At 61.5% G+C, this 18,414-nt stretch carries 14 protein-coding genes and 2 tRNA genes; 10 read left to right on the top strand and 6 right to left on the bottom strand.

The features are described from left to right. The first annotated feature begins 1 nt into the window (after position 1). The 3 genes from rsgA to BANT918_RS11500 are packed head-to-tail and all read left to right on the top strand — an operon-like array spanning position 2 to position 3,170. Positions 2 to 1,039, top strand: coding sequence for a ribosome small subunit-dependent GTPase A (rsgA, locus tag BANT918_RS11510; protein ID WP_101620364.1), 1,038 nt, complete (start codon positions 2 to 4; stop codon positions 1,037 to 1,039). A gap of 9 nt (positions 1,040 to 1,048) precedes the next feature. Then, on the top strand, positions 1,049 to 1,855 hold the full coding sequence (gene hisN / locus BANT918_RS11505; protein WP_101620363.1) for a histidinol-phosphatase: 807 nt from the start codon (positions 1,049 to 1,051) through the stop codon (positions 1,853 to 1,855). Between the two features lie 43 nt (positions 1,856 to 1,898). Continuing rightward, on the top strand, positions 1,899 to 3,170 hold the full coding sequence (locus BANT918_RS11500) for an aminotransferase class I/II-fold pyridoxal phosphate-dependent enzyme (RefSeq protein WP_101620362.1): 1,272 nt from the start codon (positions 1,899 to 1,901) through the stop codon (positions 3,168 to 3,170). A gap of 140 nt (positions 3,171 to 3,310) precedes the next feature. On the opposite strand, the gene BANT918_RS11495 is transcribed toward BANT918_RS11500, so the two are convergent. Beyond that, positions 3,311 to 3,859: a YceI family protein gene (locus BANT918_RS11495; protein WP_101620361.1), complete on the bottom strand. Its 549-nt coding sequence runs from the start codon at positions 3,857 to 3,859 to the stop codon at positions 3,311 to 3,313. Between the two features lie 188 nt (positions 3,860 to 4,047). On the opposite strand from BANT918_RS11495, the gene BANT918_RS11490 reads away from it, so the two are divergent. From BANT918_RS11490 to BANT918_RS11475, 3 genes are all read left to right on the top strand, one after another. Further along, positions 4,048 to 4,121: transfer RNA gene (locus BANT918_RS11490), tRNA-Met, on the top strand. A 358-nt stretch (positions 4,122 to 4,479) separates the two neighbouring features. Next, positions 4,480 to 4,553 (top strand) — tRNA-Met (locus tag BANT918_RS11480). A 231-nt stretch (positions 4,554 to 4,784) separates the two neighbouring features. After that, complete coding sequence (locus BANT918_RS11475) at positions 4,785 to 5,780, top strand: ABC transporter substrate-binding protein (RefSeq protein WP_233430458.1); 996 nt, start codon at positions 4,785 to 4,787, stop codon at positions 5,778 to 5,780. Between the two features lie 126 nt (positions 5,781 to 5,906). On the opposite strand, the gene BANT918_RS11470 is transcribed toward BANT918_RS11475, so the two are convergent. Both BANT918_RS11470 and BANT918_RS11465 read right to left on the bottom strand, forming a co-directional pair. Beyond that, a complete protein-coding gene (locus BANT918_RS11470; protein WP_233430467.1) occupies positions 5,907 to 8,882 on the bottom strand; it encodes a UPF0182 family protein in 2,976 nt (991 codons plus the stop codon). 32 nt (positions 8,883 to 8,914) lie between these two features. Continuing rightward, positions 8,915 to 10,054, bottom strand: a complete 1,140-nt coding sequence (locus BANT918_RS11465) for a PDZ domain-containing protein (protein WP_101620358.1) — start codon at positions 10,052 to 10,054, stop codon at positions 8,915 to 8,917. A gap of 171 nt (positions 10,055 to 10,225) precedes the next feature. Here BANT918_RS11465 and BANT918_RS11460 point away from each other — a divergent pair, with 171 nt between their 5' ends. Both BANT918_RS11460 and BANT918_RS11455 read left to right on the top strand, forming a co-directional pair. Beyond that, positions 10,226 to 11,656, top strand: a complete 1,431-nt coding sequence (locus BANT918_RS11460) for a zinc-dependent metalloprotease (protein WP_101620357.1) — start codon at positions 10,226 to 10,228, stop codon at positions 11,654 to 11,656. After that, positions 11,657 to 12,226 carry an NUDIX hydrolase gene (locus BANT918_RS11455; RefSeq protein WP_101620356.1) on the top strand — a complete coding sequence of 190 codons (570 nt, stop codon included), beginning with the start codon at positions 11,657 to 11,659 and terminating at the stop codon, positions 12,224 to 12,226. Here BANT918_RS11455 and BANT918_RS11450 read toward each other — a convergent pair. Next, positions 12,204 to 12,761, bottom strand: a complete 558-nt coding sequence (locus BANT918_RS11450; RefSeq protein ID WP_101620355.1) for a M48 family metallopeptidase — start codon at positions 12,759 to 12,761, stop codon at positions 12,204 to 12,206. The genes BANT918_RS11455 and BANT918_RS11450 overlap by 23 nt on opposite strands. A 516-nt stretch (positions 12,762 to 13,277) precedes the next feature. On the opposite strand from BANT918_RS11450, the gene BANT918_RS11445 reads away from it, so the two are divergent. Then, positions 13,278 to 14,180, top strand: a complete 903-nt coding sequence (locus BANT918_RS11445; protein ID WP_101620354.1) for a hypothetical protein — start codon at positions 13,278 to 13,280, stop codon at positions 14,178 to 14,180. Here the strand turns inward: BANT918_RS11445 and BANT918_RS11440 are convergent. Next, entirely contained in the window at positions 14,157 to 16,196 is a 2,040-nt protein-coding gene (locus BANT918_RS11440; protein ID WP_101620353.1) for an ATP-dependent DNA helicase UvrD2, read from the bottom strand. The genes BANT918_RS11445 and BANT918_RS11440 overlap by 24 nt on opposite strands. Continuing rightward, on the bottom strand, positions 16,193 to 17,170 hold the full coding sequence (nudC, locus tag BANT918_RS11435; protein ID WP_101620352.1) for an NAD(+) diphosphatase: 978 nt from the start codon (positions 17,168 to 17,170) through the stop codon (positions 16,193 to 16,195). Before nudC ends, BANT918_RS11440 begins: the two co-directional genes overlap by 4 nt. A gap of 106 nt (positions 17,171 to 17,276) precedes the next feature. Between nudC and BANT918_RS11430 the strand changes: the two genes are divergently transcribed. Next, the gene (locus BANT918_RS11430; RefSeq protein WP_101620351.1) at positions 17,277 to 18,404 is read left to right on the top strand and encodes an aminoglycoside phosphotransferase; all 1,128 of its coding nucleotides are present in this window, start codon (positions 17,277 to 17,279) and stop codon (positions 18,402 to 18,404) included. Positions 18,405 to 18,414 lie beyond the last annotated feature (10 nt).

The following is an 18,414-nucleotide window of genomic DNA, read 5'->3' as shown; positions in this document are numbered from 1 at the left end:
GATGGCACGGATCTACCGCGACGAGGACTACCGCCCTCGCCCAAGCAGACGCGGCTCCAGACCGCGGACGAAGAACAGGCCGAACCACGACGCAGCGATCGACGGACTCGTCACCGCCGTTGACCGGGGACGGTATCGAGTAGTCGTCTCCGATGACACCAGCGACGTCCGTGATTCCCCCCGGACAAGTGCAGCCACCTCCGACGTCACGGCTGTACGAGCCTCCCACCTGCGCAAAGACGCAGTGGTCCCCGGCGACATCGTCAAACTTGTCGGCGACACCTCGGGCAGCAAGGGATCGTTGGCGCGCCTGGTCGAGATCACCGAGCGACGGACCCTGCTGCGCCGCAGCGCCGACGACACGGATCCCACGGAACGCGTGATCGTCGCCAATGTCGACGTCATGGCCATCGTCACAGCTACCGAGGACCCCGAACCCTCATATGGGCTCATCGATCGGGCCCTGACGGCGGCCTTCGATGCCGGCATCACTCCCCTGCTCATCGTCACCAAAACCGATCTGAAACCGGCCGATGAGATCATCGAGCGGTTCTCGGAGACCGGAGTGGAGATCGTGTCCTCCGGGCTCAGACCCGACGGTACGCTGACGGATGCGACGGTTTTCGATCGCCTACAAGGCCAGATCAGCGTCCTGGTCGGGCATTCGGGTGTCGGAAAGTCGACCCTGATGAATGCCCTGGTTCCCCGCGCTGAGAGAGCCACCGGCCACGTCAATGACGTTACCGGGCGCGGTCGGCACACCTCGTCCTCTGCGATCTGTATTCGTCTTGACGGTGGTGGCTGGCTCGTCGACACGCCCGGCGTGCGCAGCTTCGGGCTGGCCCACGTCGATCGGGAGACGCTGATCTCGGCCTTCCCGGAGCTCGTCGGAGCCACTGCCGAGTGCCCACGCGGCTGCACCCATCACGCCGATGCGCCGGGCTGTCGGCTCGACGCCTGGGTCAGCGCCGGCAACGCGGGCCCCGGTGGAGTCTCACGGTTGGAGTCACTGCGCAGGCTGCTGCCCACAACTGGATAAGGTGGAGGAATGAACGATCTCGACCTGGCAACCGAACTCGCCGATCTCGCGGACTCCATCAGCTACCGTCATTTCGTGGCACAGGACTTCACAGTCGAGACTAAACCCGACCTGACTCCCGTCACCGAATGCGACCGTGCGGTGGAGTCAGCAATCATGGAACGCCTCAACGCCGAACGACCGGAGGACAGTGTCCTGGGCGAAGAGTTCGGTTCCCACGGGTCCTCCCCCAGGCGGTGGATCATCGATCCGATCGACGGCACGAAGAACTTCGTCCGCGGTGTTCCGATCTGGGCCACTCTGATCTCCCTGTACGACGGGAAGACACCAATCATCGGTATGATCTCCGCCCCTGCCCTGGGCCGACGCTGGTGGGCCGAGGCCGGTCAAGGTGCCTTCACCTCGGCGCTGGAAGAAGCGGCCAAGCGCATCCATGTCTCTGACATCGATTCCTTCGAAGACGCCTCGATGTCCTACGCGTCGCTGTCCGGGTGGAAGAACCTCGGGGTCCTCGACGAGTTCCTCGGTCTCTGTGATCGTCTGTGGCGGACTCGAGGCTACGGCGACTTCTACTCATACATGCTTCTGGCCGAGGGCGCGGTCGACATCGCATGCGAACCAGAGCTGGAGCTCTACGACATGGGTGCGCTGGTTCCGATCGTTGTTGAAGCAGGTGGGACGTTCACGAACACAGCTGGCGTCAGCGGACCTTTCGGCGGCAATGCCCTGGCCAGCAACTCGCGCCTGCACGAACGTGCCCTTGATGCACTGGGCCGAATCACTCCTGCCACGCCTCCGGCCCCTACTCCGGTGTGAGTTCTCGCCGAAGCCCAAACATCTCTGAAGAAAAGGGAGACAGATGCCCGATGTGATGCGTGCCGATCTCTGGCATTCGATGGCCGGTGCGGCCGGTCTGATCAACGCCGACGGAACGATCGGCGAGACGATCTACGGACAGATGACGGCATTGGCTGCGAATACCGGAGCCGTAAATCTGGGACAGGGCGCCCCGGGAACCGATGCCCCTGCCGAGCTCATCAACGCCGCTGCCGACGCTATGCGTGAGGGCTTCAACCAATACGCACCAGGTCAGGGCTTTCCAGCACTCCTCGAGGCCGTGGCCCAACAGCGGTCTCAAGACTTCGGCCATGAGGTGTCGCCCCAGCATGTGCTCTACACGTGTGGGGCCACAGAGGGCCTCACCGCCGCCATTCTGGCCCTGCTGCCCCAGGGCGGGACCGTTCTCGCCTTCGAGCCGTTCTATGATTCCTACCCGGCGGCAATCGCCGCTGCAGGAGGATCACTGGTCACCGTGCCGATCCTGCCGACCACTGAGGGCGGATTCGCGCCCGATTGGGCCAGCTTCGACGAGGCTGTGACAGCCCCCGGCTGCCTCCCCTCGATCATTCTCATCAATACTCCCCACAATCCGACAGGGTTCATGTTCAGCGCACAGGATCTGGCTCGCATCGGTGATGCAGCAGTTGCCGCAGACGCCTGGGTACTCACCGACGAGGTGTATGAACAATTGATCCTCGATGGCACGCCCCATGTGGCACCGGCGGTGGCCATTGACGACAGCGCACGAGTCGTCACAGTCTCCTCGGCGGGAAAGTCCTGGAACACGACTGGGTGGAAGATCGGATGGGTGATCGCTGAGCCCGAGGTCAGAGAAGCCATCCAGACGGTCAAACAGTTCCTCACATTCACCGCAAGCGGTCCTCTGCAGGTGGGACTGGCCCGCACACTGTCCGGAGCTTCGACCTTCGTGGCTGAGAATCGATCATCACTGCAGCAGCGAGCAGACGTCTTGGTGCCGGCATGTCGTGCCGTTCCAGGAGCGATCGCGTCAACGCCGGCCGCCGGGTACTTCACCGTCGTCGACTTCTCTGCCCTGACTGACCTCGACGCCTTCGAACTCAACGACCTGCTGGCGCGACGGTACTCGATCGTCGGGATTCCCGTTCCTGCCCTGTGTCGGGCGGGATCTCCTGCGCACACGGCGTACAGGTCATCCATTCGCTACTCATTCTGCAAGTCTGCAGCGGATGTCGCTCGCGGGGCACAGCTGTTTGACGAACTCGCCGCCGAGCTGACCCAGGATCCCGATGCGCTGCGGAGGCAGACCTGACTTCACCAGCGTTGTGCTGAACACAGAACGAGCTGCCAAGAACACATAGGGCCGGGGTCGATCGCGTAGCTGCGATCGGCCCCGGCCCTATTCACTGCATATGCCTCAGTGCCCGTACGTCTGTGGCACCGCCTGGCAGTTCAGGCCTTGACGAGTTCGAGTTCTAGTTCGATCTTGATCTTGTTGGAGACGAGCAGCTCGCCACCGCCGAGGACAGCGTTGAACTCCATGCCGAAGTCCTTGCGATCGACCGTGGCAGCTGCCGAGAGGCCCGCAACCTGGTTTTCGTTGGGATCGGTGGCAACTCCGCTGAACTCGGTGGCGAAGGTGACTTCCCTGGTCACGCCGCGCATGGTGAGTTCACCGACGAGTTCGAACTCATCGTTGGATATGGCGTTGATCCCGGTGGATTTGAAGGTCAGCTTGGGGTTGTTCTCGGCTTCGAAGAAGTCACCGCTCTTGAGGTGACCGTCGCGCTGGGGATTGCGTGTGGTGATCGATTCGACGTCAGCCTCAGCGGTGACCGTACTGCTTTCGAGAGTATCACCGACGTTGACGCTGCCTGCGATGTCTTCGAAGTGTCCGCGGACCTTCGAGACACCGGCGTGGCGGGCGGTGAACGTGAATTCAGAATGCACCGGGTCGATGTTCCAGATTCCTGCGGTGAGTCCCTGTGGAAGAGCAATCATGATTTCTCCTGTTCGTTGAACATTGAATTACAAAATCATCATAGTTGATATTTCAACTATCGACAAGACTGGACCGGGATCACCCTCAGACTGAGGGCCTCAGGTCGGCAGCAGGTGGACATGTGGCGGACGTCACCCGACTTCGATTTGGCCTGCAAGAAACAGCTCCTGTAGGGTGGAGAACACGACGCGGGGTGGAGCAGTTCGGTAGCTCGCCGGGCTCATAACCCGGAGGTCGAGGGTTCAAATCCCTCCCCCGCCACGTTGTAAATGTGTCGCGACGTCGTTCACTCGGTGTCGCGGCACATTTTTTGTATCTGACCAGATCGCGTTCCACAACGCCATGCGCCGTTTAATCCACGGCCCTCTCGTCATTGCTCACCTCAACGCTCCCCTTTCAAGCAGTTATCCTCACTCGGAATGATTCGCGTGCTCGACGACTACCTCTCCATCCAACCGATGACCCTTGCGCTGCAGTCCTGCGTCAGCAGCGCCCGACTCACACCCAGGCTCTGCAGTGGGGCTGACGCTGCGATGCCGGCAGGGAACCATTTCGCAGATTACAACCCGATTATGCTTCTGACTTGCAAGGACGTAGTATTTACCGAGTAAACAAACGCCGCGGGGTGGAGCAGTTCGGTAGCTCGCCGGGCTCATAACCCGGAGGTCGGAGGTTCAAATCCTCCCCCCGCCACGAAAGTGGCAGAACCCCCAGTCAGTTCAACCGGCTGGGGGTTCTTCATATTCATCCTCGACCTGACTTCCTGCCACGCAGGGACAGCCGCGGATCTGCTGCGTTCCGAGGGAATCGAGCTCCTCGGACCACGCGTGAATATGGCCATCCAGCGCATTGGGAGCAGCTGAACATACCCGGCGCAAAGGTTATGCTTACCTTATTAACTTATCTTCCCGCAGCAGATGCACAGTGGCCGCAACCGCATTGTCCGTCCTCCTACTCACCAGCGCCTGCACCTCAGGCGCCGACAACGGCAAGGATGAGGGCACCGGTAAGAAGGATGTCGCCACCGGTGGCGAGGACTTTGCCACTGCCGATAAAGAGACCGCCGAACTGGGAAGCGATGCCAAGCCCGGAGTGTTTCCACGCACGGTGAGACATGCCAGTGGCACCACCGAGATTGCAGAGCAGCCCAAGCGCGTCGTCGTCCTCGACACCGGTGAGCTCGACGATGTCCTGGCCTTGGGCATCACGCCCGTCGGTATGGTCACAACCAAGGGGGCACACCCGGTGCCCTCCTATCTTGCTGATCGGGTCAAAGACGTTGACACTGTGGGAACGATCAACGAACTCGATCTGGAGGCGATCGCCGAACTCGAACCGGATCTGATTCTTGGCAGCCAGCTGCGTGCTGACACGCTCCACGAAGAGCTCGATTCCATCGCGCCCACGGTGTTCTCAATTCGGCCGGGATTCCCGTGGAAGGAGAACTTCCTGCTCGTCGGCGAAGCACTGGGTATGGAAAATGAAGCAACAGACGTGCTCAACGGGTACACGAGAGCCACCGGCGACCTCGACGACGCGGTCGATGGCAACCCGACGATCTCGCTCGTGCGCTTCATGCCCGAGAGGCTGCGACTCTACGGCAACAAATCCCTTATCGGTGTCATCCTCGACGATGCCGGGCTCGCCCGCCCTGAGGCACAGGACATTGCTGAACTTGCGGTGGAGATTTCTCCGGAGAACCTCGACCAGGCGGGTGGCGACTATGTCTTCTACACCAGTTATGGTGACCCTGAAGCAACCGGTGAGACCACAGCGCTCTCCGGCAGCCAGTGGGCGGGAATGCCGGCCGTCGAGGACGACAGAGCCTTCCGGGTCGAAGACGACCTATGGTTCCTCGGATTGGGTCCCATCGGAGCGGGGCAGATCGTCGATGACCTCGAAGGGTACCTGACTGACTGACCGGGCAGAGCGGCTGCTCGCCCGGGTGTGCTCACCCGCACACTGACCTCCCGCACATGAGCCAGGCCCCTGGGATCCGATCGGATCCCAGGGGCCTGGCTCATTCAGCGTCGACCGTGTCAGGCGTCAGTTGTCTCCACCCTCAGCGGCAGGGGTACTGGCCGGAGCAGAAGCTCCGTCCTTTGAACCGTCCTTAGCGAGAGAGGGGTCGGCTGCCACCGCATCCTCAATCGCGTTCTTCAGGCGATCCTGCGCCTTTCCGTACTTCTCGAAGTCACCCTCCTTGAGGGCCGCGTCCGAATCCTCCATCGCCTTCTTGGCTTCTTCCAGCGCATCGTTGAGGTTCTGATCGTCAGGCGCAGCTGCGGAGTCGCCACCGCTGCCTGATCCGCCTGACTCGCCTGCACCACTGTCCTCGGTGCCTGCGTCACCGGCCTTGGCGCCTGAGTCGCCGCCGAAGACCTGGTCGAGAGCCTCATCCAGGGTCGGAGCGAACCCGATGTCCTCGCCGAAGGCCACCAGCACGTGCTGGAGCAGCGGGTAGGACGTGTCGCCGGCAGACCGGACGTAGACGGGCTGAACGTAGAGCAGACCGCCACCGACGGGCAGAGTCAGCAGGTTGCCGTTCTGAACTTCAGACTCACCCTGACGCAGCAGGTTCAGGCTGCGCTGCACATCCGGGGCAGTATTGAAGTTGTTCTGCGCCTGTCCAGGACCGGGTACCGTCGTGTTGCGCGGCAGCTGCAGAAGTCGCAGCTTGCCGTAGCCATCCGCCACCTCGCCCTTGGAATCGCCGGCGTCAGCATCCGCAGACAGGAATCCGGTCAAGTTGTTCCGAGCCTGGCCCTCATCGGAGCGAGCCGGAATGTAGGAACTCGTCAGCGAGAACGACGGAACCTTCTGACCCGGCATCTGCAGGGTCATGTAGAACGGAGGCTGAGTCAGACCACTGCTGGTCTTCTTCGTCGGGTCCGTTGGCAGCGTCCAGAAGTCCTGGCCGGTGTAGAACTCACTGGCCGAAGTCACGTGGTACATCGTCAACAGATCGCGCTGTACCTTGAACAGGTCCTCCGGATACCGCACGTGGCTCATCAGGTCGCCCGACATTTCCGAAGACGGTTTGATGAGGTCAGGGAAGATCTTCATCCACGTTTTGAGGACGGGGTCTTCCTTGTCCCACTGGAACATGTCGACCTTGCCGTCGTAGGCATCGACCGTGATTTTGACCGAGTTCCGGATGTAGTTGACCTCTTCATCCGGAAGAGTGGCCACGGAGTTGGGCGCAGTCGCCGTCACCGAGTCCTCGGTCGCCTCCTGCAGTGGCTGAGGCGTCGAATACGGGTAGTCGTCTGCCGTCGTGTAACCATCAAGGATCCATTTGATCTTGCCGTCGACGACAGCCGGGTATGGATCGCCGTCTATCTTGAGGAACGGTGCCAGCTTCTGCACGCGCTCCCGTGGGTGACGTTCATAGAGGATCTGTGATTCGTCGTTGACTGCATCAGAGAGGAGGATCTGCTCGTCCTGATACTTCAGAGCATAGGCGAGGCGGTTGAAGAGGCCGCCCAAGGATGGACCGCCGTTGCCGCTGAACGTGTTATTCACCTGGCCCGAACCGCTGTCCTCATCGGAGGGGTAGTCAAGCTCTCGAGGGGTCGCGTCCTTCTCGCCGCCGACGATCGAGTAGTCCGGTGAGCTCTCACCGAAGTACACGCGCGGCTCGTAGTCCGGGAACTCGCCCTTGGGCGGAATGTCGGACTCCATGAACAACGGCTCACCATCGGGGCTGCGCTGGTTGCCATTGGCGGCAACGACACCAAACCCGTGGGTATAGACGATCGCACGGTTGTACCAGCTCTGGTTGTTCACCGAGCTTGGGGCCAACTCACGGACCGCAATCACGGTGTCGCGCATATCGCCGTCGATGTTGTACCGATCGACATCGAGCTGCTCGGGGAAGGAGTAGTAGGGCCTGACCTGCTGCAGCTGCCGGAACGTATCCGAGACCAGGTTGGGGTCGAGCAGACGGATCGACGCAGCGGTCTCAGCGTCTGCACGCAGTGCGCCCTTCTCGCCGCTCGTGCTCGGCTCATAGGGAGTCACATCGATGTCGTTGAAGTCGAAGGCGTCACGAGTCGCATCGATGTTGTGCTGAATGTACTCGGATTCCAGGCTCTGCTGGGAAGGACTGACCTGGAACTGCTGAACCATCGCGGGATAGGCGATGATCGAGATTCCGCCGAGGACGATGAGCGTGGCAGTCGCGATGAGCGAGATCCGCCAGTTTCCCTTCCAAGCCGTATAGACGAACATGAAAGCCACAAGCACCGCCGCGATCGCGACGATGGCCATGGCCGGAAGCGCCGCTCTGTCGTCGGTGTAGGTCACACCGGGCACGATGCCACCGGTCGCCGTCAGTCGTTCGTACCGGGCGAGCCACAGACGACCTGCCTGTACGAGGATCAGGACGCCGACAGTGATTCCCAGCTGCCACTGGGCGGTCTTCGTGAGGACGACACCCTTCTGCTCCCCAGGACGGATGCCGCCGAAGAGATAATGCCCGACAAGTGCAGCAATGAGCGACAGCAGAACCGCCATCCCCACCTGATCTCCGATCAGCTGCAGACCGGGCAGGACGAAGACGAAGAACGACTTGTCCATCCCGAACTGAGCATCCTGCGACCCGAAGGAGGTCGAGTTCATCCACTGAAGGATGGTGTTCCAGTGTGCGGACGCGGTGATTCCGCTGAGGACACCGACGACCGCTGGGATCGCGAAGGTCGCGACTTTGCGCAGCGGTTCGATGGCTTCACGGTACCGATCGAGGTTCTCCTGGCGCGGAGTCGTCGGCGCGTACACCGGACGATTGCGGAAAGCCAGGTGCAGGCTCAGCCACACGGGGACCGCCATGACGACGAATCCGGCTAGGAACGTCAGTCCGCGCGTGAACCACATGGTGCGGAACACCTGCGAGGCATCGATCTGCTTGAACCACAGGATTTCGGTGTACACCTGCGTGAACGCGATGAAAGCGACGAGCAGAATCGCCACTGACACGAGAGTGAGCAACAGGGGCGAACGTCTGGGCCGGTTCGTCGGCATTCGTGCGGAGGTGGGTGAGGACGGAGAGCTCACTACTGCCCTTTCTCGTTGTTGTCGGCGCCGCCGGCTGGACACTTCTTGAGATCTGAAGTGTCTCCGGCTGCGTACTGCTCCACGGCGTTCTGCGCATCATCGAGGGTATCGATGCGCGCCACCGTGATCTTGGACTGTTCAGCAGCCTCGATGACCTCTGCACAGTTATCTGCGGGCGAAAGGAAGAGCTTCGCCCCCTGCGCAGTAGAGGCTGCTACCTTCTGTCGGGCACCACCGATGGGGCCCACATTTCCTGCAGGATCGATCTCGCCGGTTCCTGCCACGTGCTTCCCATCGGTCATGGCACCAGGCGTGAGTTCGTCAATGATCGCCAGTGCGAACATCGTGCCGGCGGAGGGCCCGCCGATGCCTTCGACGTTGAATGACACGTCGATGGGAAATTCGAAGTCCTGCTTCATGCTGATGCCGATGGCATTGCGTCCATCGATCGCCTCGGGTTTCATTGCGACGTCGACGTCTTCGTCACCGCGTTCGACGACGAGGTCGACGGAGTCGGAGGACTGCACTGTCTCGCTCATGACCCGAGCAGCTGCCGGGTCAGAGTCCAGCTTCTTCCCGTTCACGGAAATGATCCGATCACCCTTGCGCAGTTTGGCCTCGGCGGGTGAGTCGGGAACGACCTCACCGACGAGAAGATGGACCTTATACGGCTTGTCAAGCTGCCCCATCGCCGCGGCCACGGCCACATCCTGGCTGGATGACATCTCCACCGCATTGGACGCAGCCACGTCCTCCCGCGTCGTCTCAAGGGGATAATAGGCCTCGGTGGGGATGACCGTCTCCTTGCCGTGGAGCAGAGCGCCCAGAGCCTGCGAAGCATAGGTGTCACGCCCCGGACCGCCGCTCACAGCCACCGTGAGCATATCGATGCGACCATCGGTCGGGTAGGTTTTGGCACCGGAGACATCGATCATGGGTTTGCCCTGATAGTCACCGAGGGTGTTGAACACCGGTCCAGGCAGCTGCAACATGTATGGCACCGGCAGCAAAATCGCAAGAGCGATGAGGATGTAGGTCATGACCCCTGAAGTCGTGGTCAGACGTGGAACGCGTCGTCGAGTGTCGCCACGCGTCGGTGCTGCGGGCACCGGCACGGCCCGATGGGCATTAGCTGTCATGTGTTCCTTTCGCTGCACCGCCCAACCAGTCTAGTTGAAACCTGACCGTGAGTTTCACAGACTCCTTTCGCCCGGTGCGAACATCATCCGAAACCTCCCGGAATTGGGAAGCTTCCCACATCCGGAACCGTTAACGTAGAAGACAAACCGATTCTTGGGGGCTTTGAGAAAATGAGCGATGACAACAACAACGAGCAGAATCCATTCGAACAGATCTTCGGAATGCTCTTCGGAGCGAACGGTCCCGGCTCCGGCCAGGACAAGGACGGCGATGCCGGCTCGCAGGGCTTCCAGATCGATCCTGCGATGATGTCGACCATCATGAACCAGATGCAGGGTCTCTTCGGGCAGGGTACCGATTCCCAGGCACAGGCGATATCGATCGCGCAGAAGGCGGTTCCGACCCCCGACCCCGCAGTGGGCGAGGAATCTGCCAAGGCGACCACAGACGCCTTCCGACTTGCCGAACTGTGGCTCGCCGAGGCGACCGAACTGTCCGTGGCGAACCGAACGGCGCGCACTCTCACGCGTGCGGAATGGGTCAGCGAGACCATGCCCGGGTGGCAGAAGTTCGTTCTCCCGATCAAGGAGAACATGTCCTCTGCCCTGACAGAGACTCTCGAGACTCAGGTGCCAGCAGAGATGAAGGGCATCCTTGCCGGAGCCTCGTCGATGTTCGGCTCCATGAGCGACTCGATGTTCGCAATGCAGATCGGTCAGGCCGTGGGTGCATTGTCGGAGAGCGTTCTCACCGGCACCGAGGTGGGACTGCCCCTGCTGCCTCACGACAGCGCAGTGCTCGTGGAGACCAATGTGGAGAAATTCGCCTCCGAGATCGACGTCGATGCCTCGGAGGTCAGGATCTACCTTGCCGCTCAGGAGCTCGCGCATCTCGCGTTGTTCGAGCGTGCCCCCTGGCTCAGCGCTCAGGTCGAGACTGCACTGACCCGCTATGCGCAGGGACTCAAGGTCGATACCTCACAGATCGAGGACATGGCCTCGCAGATCGATCCGTCCAACATCTCCGATCTCAGTGACAATATCCGTCAGGGTCTGTTCAATCCTCCGACCACCGAGGACCAGAAGAAGGCACTGACGAATCTGGAGAACCTCCTCGCAGTCATCGCAGGGTGGGTCGACGTGGTCGTCTATTCCGCATCTGCGCATCTTCCCGGACGCGATCAGATCCGTGAGGCACTGCGCCGCCGCCGAGCCACTGCAGGTCCTGCCGAAAAGACGTTCTCAACGTTGGTCGGCCTGGAATTCAATCCCCGGCGTCTGCGCGACGCTGCGGCCTTGTTCGGGTATCTCGAGACGCAAGGAGGCACAGAGGCCAGGGACAAAGTGTTCTCCCACCCCGACCTTCTGCCGACGACGCAGGACCTGGACGACCCGTTGGGCTACTCCGAACGCCGACATGCCGAATGGACCAGCGAATCGACTCTTGACGAAGCATTGAACCGTATTCTCGCCGAAGGTATCGAAGGCACGGAAACCGGCGGAGACTCAGGGCCGCAGAACGATGCCGATTCCGACTCCGGGTCGAATTCCGACGATGGTGCAGACGACGACGATGAGACCGGCGGCCGCAGCGAGAACTGAATGATTTGCCTCGACACCGCCCGCGCCGAGGTTGGCGCCACGTCGGCACCGACTGACTTCGCGCTCGACTTCGAGCGTCTGTTCGTCTCCGTCGGTGACGCTGCGCTGCGCCGCGAGGCGGGTGCTGAGCATGTCACTGCCAGCTGTCTCGTCTTCGACCCCGACACGGAGTCCGTGCTTCTCAACCACCACCGCAAGGCTGGCCTCTGGGGTCAGTTCGGGGGGCACCTCGAGGCCGAGGATGACAGCCTGCGCTCCGCTGCGCGCAGAGAGGCAATAGAGGAAAGTGGGCTGAGCCGGCTGGCCTGGTTCTCGCCCAATCCGATCGATCTCCATGTACATGACCTCTCGGCCTCGTTCGGTGCATGCGAACGTCACTTCGATGTGGTGTTCGCCGCGGTCGCGTCCGTGGACGATGTTCCCGTCGTCTCCGACGAATCTCTGGCGGTGAAGTGGTTCCCGCTCGCTGCACTGCCTACCTCACTCATGCCCGATCTCGTCGTGCGACTGCCAGAGCTCTACCGGAGGGGTGTGGAATCACGGGAAGTCAGCGACCGCCACCGCGGCTGAACTGCTCTCCCGCACTGAAGCCCTCAAGGTAGAGCTTCGCGTCCGCCTGCCTGGGATGCCTGTCCGCCAGCTCGTGGAACGCCCTGGAATGGGGACCGATCTGCAGATGAGCGAGTTCATGGACGATGACGGTCTCCAACACCCAACGAGGCACCGTCTGCAGACGGTGGGAGACCCTGATGTCCCCTGTTGAAGTCGTCGTCGATGCCCACCGACTGATGTTCTGATTCGTCACCCACCTGATCGAGCGCGGACGCAGGCGACCATCGAAATAGCGCTGGTTCAACTCATCTGCCAATGCGACGAGATCCGCCGCCGAAGTATGGCCCCTGGCGGCAAGGCGATTGAACAGATCGGTCAACGACCGAATGTTGTGCTCCACGCTGTATCTCACGGGCGTGCTGAGAACGTACGTATCCACTTCCTTTGAGACCGAGATTGTCTTCTTCCGGCGCGCCGAGCGCCGCACTTCGATCTCACCACGGGCGATCGCCCGCAGCACGTCCTCTTCGGTCCATCGCTGTTGAGTTGCCACACACCCATCATAGGAAATTCGACAGCCGTTGCTTCATTCGCCTCTCCTTGTGAGTTTCCTGAGTATCGTCATTCCGGACTGCGCGTCGAGCTGTCCACAGGCCGAGTTGTCTGTTGAGGCCGCCGGAAACGGAAGTGACCTACGCTTTCACTCTCTGGTGAGCTCTGCGCACAATCATTCAAGGCATCTTTTCTCCACAACTCATAGCGACATATCCACAGGTTATCCACACGCTGTTGACTGGTCTGTGCATAAACCGACATTGACGGTGCGGCAATTGCAGAATAGGTTCTATGATTGACCCCGGAAAACCCGGGGATCCGTGCGGAAGGGGAAGCTGCACGAGTCTCCGCGAGCGCCTGGGGCACACAGCGGTTGAGGGTATGTCGGAATGTATTTTCTGGCCTGCCCTCAACTGTCGTCCACAGGGTTTTCCACAGATCGACCTGGTCCATGGCAGATCTCCTCCACCTTCACTACTGTGGAAGTCCGAGGCGTTCGAGGCGAGGTGGAGACATGTTCCGGATTTTTCCCAGTGTGCCGATCACATGGCGGTCACCATCGTGTGTGCAGTTCGGCGTCGATGATCCTGTCCTCATTGACGGGCTCCTGCCAGCAGATGTCGCTCTCGTCGAGGAACTGCAAATGGGTGTCGGTTCGGCACAGTACTACTCTCGAGCACAGGATCTCGGTACCGACCTGGGCCGGGCGAGTTCGCTGATCACATTGCTCGGCGAAGCAGGTGTCATGGTTCCCGACGATTCTGATGCCGAGAAGATGACGAAGAATTCGCCACTGTTGGCGACTGCACAGATCTTCACCCTCTCACCCGATCGTGTATCGAGGCTCCTCGGTGATTCCCCGATCCTGGTGGTGGGGCCGCTGAGGGCAATCACCGAACAGTATCTCTCAGCCTCAGGCTTCGCCATCGCAGAACAGCATCGCGTCGAAGACCTCGATCTGCTGTCCTCACCGCTGGTGATCACGACCTCGTACCTCGTCCCCGACATTCACACCGCCACTTGGCTCACAGATCGCGAGGTCCCCCATTGCCAGGTCGTGATCGGGGAATACTCTCTCGAAGTCACCGGTCTCATCCAGCCCGGGGCGACACCCTGCGCCATCTGCGACTGCCTGCGGAAGAAGGACGCCGATGATTCCTGGCTGGACCAGTACCCCCATATCCGAGCCCTCCCAGACCGTGAGAGTCTCAGCGACCCCCTGTCACGGGCGCTCGGCGCACTCAACGTCGTCCAGATCCTCAGACGATCTCTGCTGCGCCCAGACACAGTCCCGGTACACAGAAACGTCTCACTGGCCACAGGCATCGGGACCGACGAGACTCTGGCGTTCCATCCCCGATGCCAGTGCCGCGCTTCCGTCCCACACTTCGACCTAGTCCACGAGCAGGCTCAGTAACCCTGACCCATAGAGTTCGAGTTTGGTCGCGCCGACGCCTGGGATCTTCGCCAATGACGCCATGTCCTGCGGTCTGATCTCCGCGATCGCCGAAATCGATGTGTCGGTGAGAACAAGGTAGGGCGGAAGCCCCTGTTCCAGGCCCACGCGTACCCGCCATCGTCGCAGCCTGTCGAGGAGCTCGAGGTCGATGTCGGCAGGGCAGTTCGCACACCGTGACAGAGCTCGGTCGACCTGGGACACGAGCACCTTGCCACACGATCTGCAGCGATTCATCGCCACCGAGGTCGCAGTCCGACGGCCGTGACCCACTGATGGATCGACCCGACCGAGCTCACTGAGGAATCGGGACGCTTTGCGTGGTCGCTGTTTGGAATCATGCCGTGACTGCGACCAGCTCAAGCTGAGGTCTCTGCCCGCGCGGGTCAGCGCCACATAGAACAGGCGCCTCTCCTCAGCGACCGCCCGCGGCGTCTGGGCATAGCTGATGGGTAACAGGCCCTCACTGAGCCCGACGAGGTGCACACTGTCCCATTCGAGACCTTTGGCCGCGTGGAATGAGGCCAGGGTGACGCCTTCGATGTCGGGAGCGAATTGGTGTTCGGCACGATCGCTGAGATCAGCGAGAAACGTTTCCACTGGCACCGGCAGTTCAGATCCTGACTGGTGGGTTTCCGCCAGATCGACCAGAGCCTTCAGAGATTCCCATTTCTGTCGACTTGCTCCGGCTGCAGGTGGTTTGCTCGAGTAGCCCAGGGACACCAACACCTCGGCGACGACCTCCGGCAGGGGCCTGCCGCTCGAGGTGGCGCGGGCCGCCTTGAGCATGAGCACGGCTTCTTTGACCTCCTTGCGTGCGAAATACCGCTCTCCGCCTCGCAGAACATACGGTATTCCGGCTGCGGCCAGCGCCTGCTCGTAAGCGGGACTCTGACCATTCGTGCGGAACAGCACCGCGACGTTTCGCGGACGGCGGCCGGCATTGATCTCGGCAGAGATCGCTTTGACGACACCGGCGGCTTCAGCGTCATCGGTCGGGTACTCGGTCATTGTCGGCTGTTGGCCTTCGGGATTGTCGGTGCGCAGGGTCAGCGCAGTCCGGGACGTATGCCGAAGCAGGTTGTTCGCCGTGGACACAATCGCCTTCGACGACCGATAGTTGCGCACCAACTGGATAGTCGTCGACGTCGGCAGTGAGGCATCGAGTGTCCTCAGCAGTGAAGAATCTGCTCCGGCGAACGAATAGATCGTCTGGGCCGGGTCACCCACGACACAGAGGTTGTCCCGTGGTCCCAGCCAGCGTGAGAGCACATCGTATTGGAGAGGCGAGACGTCCTGGAACTCGTCGACGACGAAATGCCGGTACTGGTCGCGAATGTCTGCTGCGATGGCGGGGTACTCTGCGAGCACTCCGTCCAGAACGAGGAGAACGTCTTCGAAGTCCATGAGCCGACCGCGTGTCTTCGCTTCGCTGTAGGCCTCGAAGATGCGCACCATGTCTTCGACGCCCAATTGTCCGGGAAGGTCGCGCCCGGCGGCTTGGGTGGCATAGTCGTCGACTCCGAGAAGGGACGCGGCAGCGAATTCGAGCTCGGAGGCCACATCTCGATTCAATTCCCGGCTGGTCTCGATCCCCATTCCCTGCAGCACTGACCCGAGGATCCCGGCTTTGTTGTCAATGATCCGGGGGAAGTCGCCTGTCGCGAATCGATCCCAGAAGAAACGCAGCTGACGAAGTGCGGCGGAGTGAAAGGTCCGGGCTTGGACGGCAGGAACCCCAAGGTCGCGCAGACGCGATCGCATCTCTCCTGCTGCCTTAGCTGTGAAGGTCAGGGCCAGAACGTGGTTGGGAGGGAACACCTCGGTGGCAATGCCGTAGGCGATGCGGTGAGTCATCGCACGTGTCTTGCCCGTCCCGGCTCCGGCCAGGACGATCACAGGTGTTGAGAATTGGGTGGCGACCTCCTTCTGCTCCGCATCGAGAGCATCGAGCAGTGCCGCGGCCTGAGCGTTCAAATGCTGTCCAACCAGCTGTAGAGGAGCTGCCCGGCAATCGATACGAGTCCGGGGGCCCGGACCGTGCCACGTTCGATGGCCGCGCGCAGTTCCTCCCGGGTGAACCAGGTCAAGGTGGCGATCTCAGCCTTATCAGCAGCGAACTCGAGGCTCGGCGCTTCAGCTGAGAAGCCGAGCATGAGTGAGCACGGGAACGGCCAGGGTTGGGACCCGAGGTACTGTGGGTTCGCTACTTCGACGTGGGCCTCTTCGAACACCTCGCGAATGACTGCGTGTTCCAGGGTCTCACCGGGTTCGACGAATCCGGCCAGCAGAGAGTACCGGTCAGCTTCCCACGCGGCGTTGTTGCCCAACAGCACTCTTTCCACCCCGGCCTCGTCCGTGTTGATGATGAGGACGATGACGGCCGGGTCCGTGCGGGGGAAGTGTTCGCTGCCATTGTCTGGATCCATTCTCACCCAGCCTCCCCGGGCGGGACGAGTCGGTCGTCCGGTGCGGGGCGAGAACTGGTGGGCTCTGTGCCAATTGCCCAGGCCAACGATTTCACACGCCAGGGACACCTGCACGTCGTCGAGAGACTCTGCCAGCTGACGCAGCGGCAACCATACTGGTTCGGCGCTGTCGATGCCCTCCCCCGGTGCGGTCAGCAGATCCGTGGCGTCGCGGGCACGGGAGGTCGCCAGCGACGTGTCGAGCTGACTGCGACCAGAATCATCAAGGGAGACCCCGATGTACCGGACACCTTCGTCGTCACGGCCGAGGTAGATCTCGGTCTGCTGCCCGGGCACCATGACTAAATCACTGATGAACAGGCCCCCCGCCGCCACGAGGAGTGCCCCACGATGCTCGAACACGGGTTTTGCTCCGCTGGCCCACAGTTCCTGCAGGTCACCGTCCTGACCACGAGAGAGATGGTCGCGATCGATTCCATGGCGGGCCAGACTGATCGGCTTCACGGGTGGCAGTGGCTTCATGTCCTCCACGATAACTCAGGGTCATGACGCGGGAAGTGTGGGTGCTGACACGCTCAACAGCCGAATCTCCGATCTCCAGCGGGTGCCAGACGGTAGATTGGGGAGGGTGAATACCAAGGCGCTCAAGTTGGCAGCTGTCGCGGCAACGATGCTCGAAGGCTTTTCCCCGACGGAATGGATCCCTCTGCCGTCCTTGGGGCTGGGAATCAGAGTTCTGCTTGACGATGGCCAGCAGCAGCTGGTGGCGACGGCCCAGACGAGTCTTGATCGGTCCGCAGACACCGGCTCCGCAGCCGAAGCAGCTCGGATCTACGACACGATGTATCCGCATGCCGGATTCACCTGGCCTCATCTGCGCGCTATCACCGAGGTCGAGGCCGACTACTTCGGCACTTCTGCACCGATCACCGTGACACTTATCGAGCCATTGCCTGGTGCCCCTGTGAGCGATCAGGCAATCGCTGACGTCGCACGGGCGAGCTCGTTGGCTCAGGCTCTGGCCACCCTGCATTCTGCAGCGCCGGAATCAATTTCCGAGGCGGGGTTCCCCGTCGAAGACCCGTCTCGTTTTCAGTTTCAGATCTTGGAGAGGCTCGATCAGGCCGCGGCCACCGGCCGGGTGCCGGCGGATCTGCTCCAACATTGGGAAGAGGAGTTCGAGCAGGTCTCCCTCTGGCGCTTCCTCGCCACCCCCATCCACGGTGCGATCGACGAGACGAGTGTCTACACCGACCAGGAGCGTGTGCTCGCGCTGTCGGGAATCGAGCGACTGCGCGTGTCCGATCCTGCGATCGATCTTGCCGCAGCCTCGGCGCTCATCGACCCTGCCGCTGTACCGACCTTCTTCAGCGAGTACAGAAACTCGCGACCTCGCGCAGACGAGCATGTGATCACTCGTGCCGAACTGCTGGCCGAGTTCGCTGTCCTCGACTGGCTGCTCGAAGCAGTGGATTCCGGCGACGAGGAGGCGATACAGGACGCAGGGGAACTTCTGTCCTCGTTCAACGACGTCCTGTTCTCGAAGGACACGAAGGACACTGCGGAGCCCAGCACCGCTCCCCCCGGCCCGGCAGACGCAGACAACGACCATGAGGGAACTCCAGGTGCGGTCGTGCTGCCAGAAGAGTCCGAGTCGGAGCCCGATGCTGGACTCGCGGCGGAGTCCGAAAACGTCATCGACGAGGATACTGAACCGGACGAAGCTGAACCGACCGATGGCATTCATCGCCCATGATCCTGAATTG

This window comes from Brevibacterium antiquum CNRZ 918, assembly GCF_900169145.1.
Classification (GTDB): Bacteria; Actinomycetota; Actinomycetes; order Actinomycetales; family Brevibacteriaceae; genus Brevibacterium; species Brevibacterium koreense.
This window is presented reverse-complemented; position numbering and strand designations above follow the sequence as displayed.

What these genes read in the sequence shown, in the direction of transcription:
- rsgA (WP_101620364.1), top strand. Translation starts at nt 2, where the DNA reads ATGGCACGGATCTACCGCGACGAGGACTACCGCCCTCGCCCAAGCAGA.
- hisN (WP_101620363.1), top strand. Translation starts at nt 1,049, where the DNA reads ATGAACGATCTCGACCTGGCAACCGAACTCGCCGATCTCGCGGACTCC.
- BANT918_RS11500 (WP_101620362.1), top strand. Translation starts at nt 1,899, where the DNA reads ATGCCCGATGTGATGCGTGCCGATCTCTGGCATTCGATGGCCGGTGCG.
- BANT918_RS11495 (WP_101620361.1), bottom strand. Translation starts at nt 3,859, where the DNA reads ATGATTGCTCTTCCACAGGGACTCACCGCAGGAATCTGGAACATCGAC.
- BANT918_RS11470 (WP_233430467.1), bottom strand. Translation starts at nt 8,882, where the DNA reads ATGCCGACGAACCGGCCCAGACGTTCGCCCCTGTTGCTCACTCTCGTG.
- BANT918_RS11465 (WP_101620358.1), bottom strand. Translation starts at nt 10,054, where the DNA reads ATGACAGCTAATGCCCATCGGGCCGTGCCGGTGCCCGCAGCACCGACG.
- BANT918_RS11460 (WP_101620357.1), top strand. Translation starts at nt 10,226, where the DNA reads ATGAGCGATGACAACAACAACGAGCAGAATCCATTCGAACAGATCTTC.
- BANT918_RS11455 (WP_101620356.1), top strand. Translation starts at nt 11,657, where the DNA reads ATGATTTGCCTCGACACCGCCCGCGCCGAGGTTGGCGCCACGTCGGCA.
- BANT918_RS11445 (WP_101620354.1), top strand. Translation starts at nt 13,278, where the DNA reads ATGTTCCGGATTTTTCCCAGTGTGCCGATCACATGGCGGTCACCATCG.
- nudC (WP_101620352.1), bottom strand. Translation starts at nt 17,170, where the DNA reads ATGAAGCCACTGCCACCCGTGAAGCCGATCAGTCTGGCCCGCCATGGA.